The following is a 2894-nucleotide window of genomic DNA, read 5'->3' on the forward strand; positions in this document are numbered from 1 at the left end:
GATGTGGTCCTGCACATGGCCACTCTGGGCGGGGCAAAGGTTTTGGGTCTGGACAAGGAGATCGGTTCTCTAGAAGTGGGCAAAAAAGCGGATATTATCATCCTGGATTTAAATCGCCCTCATCTCCAGCCCATTTACAACATCACTTCGCAGCTGGTCTATTCGGCCACGGGTGCGGATGTGCGCGATGTGATCATCGACGGCCAACTGATCATGCAAGACCGCAAACTCCTCACCCTCGACGAAGAAAATATCATCAAAAAAATGCAAGAAATCAAGGGAAAGATCCTGCAAAGGGTTTCTCATTGAATCAAGGTACTCCGGCCGATATTCTCATCAAGGACACAAGCCTCCTTCCATTTCCAAATTCCTTTCATTTCATCCCCCAAGGCTGGCTGGCAATAAAAGAAAGCCGAATCATGGAGATAGGTCACGGGGAAGCCCCTTCCATTCCTGCCGGCTTATATCTTGACGGCCGAGACTGCCTGGTCATGCCTGGACTGGTGAACGCCCACACCCACGCCGCTATGGCCCTCTTCCGGGGGCTGGCCGATGACCTTCCGTTAAAAGTCTGGCTGGAAGAACATATCTTTCCTGCCGAAGGAAGATGGGTGGATTCAGATTTCGTCTACTGGGGAACGCTCCTGGCCTGCGCGGAAATGATTCGCTCTGGAACTACCACTTTTGCCGACGGATATTTTTTCGAAGAACAGGTAGCCCGGGCAGTGCAACAGGCTGGACTGCGGGCAATCTTGGGCCAAGGAATTCTGGATTTTCCCACTCCGGACTCTCCTTCCCCGGCCGAATCCTTAAAGAAGGCTGAAGATTTCCTCCAGCACTACAGTACCTCTTCCCTCATTCATCCTGCCCTGTTCCCCCATTCTGTGTACACCTCTTCTCCCGGGCTTTTGGGGCAGTGTCAGGATTTGGCGGATCGGTATGGAGTTCCCATGATCATCCATCTGGCCGAGACCCGCAGCGAAGTTGAAGAAATTTCTCAAAAATATGGCAAAAGACCAGTAAATCATATGGAAAGTTTAGGACTTTTATCCCCATCCCTGATCGCCTGCCACTGCGTCTGGCTGACCGAAGCCGAAATGGACCTCCTGGCCCGCCGGGGAGTAAAGGTCGTCCATAACCCCGAATCCAACATGAAGCTGGCTTCCGGGGTTGCTCCTATCCCGGAACTCCTGGCCAAAGGAGTTACGGTGGGACTGGGGACGGATGGCTGCGCCAGCAACAACAACCTGGACCTCTTTCAGGAAATGGACTCGGCGGCCAAGCTGCACAAAGTGCACCGGCTGGACCCCACGGTGATGCCATCCGATGTGGTCCTGCACATGGCCACTCTGGGCGGGGCAAAGGTTTTGGGTCTGGACAAGGAGATCGGTTCTCTAGAAGTGGGCAAAAAAGCGGATATTATCATCCTGGATTTAAATCGCCCTCATCTCCAGCCTATCTACAACATCACTTCGCATCTGGTCTATTCGGCCACGGGTGCGGATGTGCGCGATGTGATCATCGACGGCAGAATTATCATGCGGGATCGGAAACTGCTAACCCTCGACGAAAATGAAATCCTCCGCAAAGCTCAAGAGTGGAAAAAAAAGATAATCCTGTAAGCTTTTCACTGAAGCGGGATGAAGCAATCCCAAAATAGAATGAGATTGCCACGCCCTTGGGTCCCTAAGGAACTTCATCCCCCCCACCCTCGGGAAATGACTACTTTCCTTTCACTTGCTCTTGCGGGCGATTTCCATCAGGGGAGCTACCCGCTGCTGGAGGTCAAGAACATATTTCATGTATTCTTCGCCCACGAGGGGTTTGACGGCCAATCCTGTTTTGTCCATCTTATCCACATGCTCCGGGTCCTTCATGGCCTCCAAGAAGACAGCTTGAATCTTCTTCAGAATGGGCTGCGGAATACCTCTGGGGCCGAGCACACCGCGAGAGGAGGAAGAAATGATCATGGGGAAGCCCAGCTCGGCAGACGTAGGAACATCGGGCATAAACTTCGATTTTTCGGGGTCCATGACGACCAGGACGCGAAGCGGTGTCCCCTTGGCCTTGGCGGCAATGTCTCCGATATTGCCAAAGGCCACGTCCACCTGCCCCCCCAACACCGCGGTGAACACATGAGCACCCCCGTCAAAATGGACGATCCGAAATTTCACCTTGGCCGCTTCTTCCATCATCAGGATGGCCAGATGGTCATCGCCGAGAATACCCGTTGTAGCGGCCCGGATTTGGCCGGGCCGCTTCCGGGCGTCATCGAGCAGGTCTTTCAAGGTCTTGTACGGACTGTCGCCCTTGGCCCAGATGATCCCGGGATCGATTACCTGATTGATGATGAAAACCAGGGAATTCAGGTCAAAGGCCGCCTTCCGTTCCGGGTCCAGAATGATGGTGTTCAGCGCCGGCAGACTGGCGAAACCTAGAAAATAGCCGTCCGGTTTCTGTCGGGCTGTTTCGGTCAAGCCAATCTGCGAGCCTGCTCCCACTCGATTCGTCACGACGATCGGCTGCCCCATTTTCTTTTCCGCAATCGCCGCGATGATACGGGCTCCCAGATCCGTGGACCCGCCCGCCGGCCAGGGCACCTGGAGAATAATCGGCTTGGTGGGGTAATCCAAGGTCTGCGCGCCGACCCAACCCGCTCCCCAAACGGAACCAACAACCAACAGCATGCTGAAGATGACTCGCTTGATCATTTTTCCCCTCCTTGAAATGGAATTTAGCCTTCTTGTTGTTGTGAAAGAGTACCTCATTGACCACGAAACCTTCGGCGAAACCTCCCCTCTGGATTGGGGGACGTAGTGGAAAATTAACACCTTTGGTCCTCCCCCTCTTTTTTTCGAATTGCCTTGGCGATTGCCGAGGTGCAGACCCCTAAC

The 2894-nt window shown here is 53.8% G+C and carries 3 protein-coding genes; 2 read left to right on the forward strand and 1 reads right to left on the reverse strand.

Annotation, left to right across the window (positions count from 1 at the left end; all coding sequences use genetic code 11):
* Together Q7V48_03310 and Q7V48_03315 are read left to right on the forward strand one after the other, a co-directional pair.
* Positions 1-309: amidohydrolase family protein (locus Q7V48_03310; GenBank protein ID MDO9209764.1), on the forward strand; the 309-nt coding region annotated here is incomplete at its 5' end.
* Between the two features lie 110 nt (positions 310-419).
* Complete coding sequence (locus Q7V48_03315; GenBank protein MDO9209765.1) at positions 420-1622, forward strand: amidohydrolase; 1203 nt, start codon at positions 420-422, stop codon at positions 1620-1622.
* A 111-nt stretch (positions 1623-1733) separates the two neighbouring features.
* Here the strand turns inward: Q7V48_03315 and Q7V48_03320 are convergent, their stop codons facing one another.
* A complete protein-coding gene (locus Q7V48_03320; protein ID MDO9209766.1) occupies positions 1734-2711 on the reverse strand; it encodes a tripartite tricarboxylate transporter substrate binding protein in 978 nt (325 codons plus the stop codon).
* Positions 2712-2894: the final 183 nt, after the last annotated feature.

The sequence above is a fragment of the Deltaproteobacteria bacterium genome, from assembly GCA_030654105.1.
Classification (GTDB): Bacteria; Desulfobacterota; SM23-61; order SM23-61; family SM23-61; genus JAHJQK01.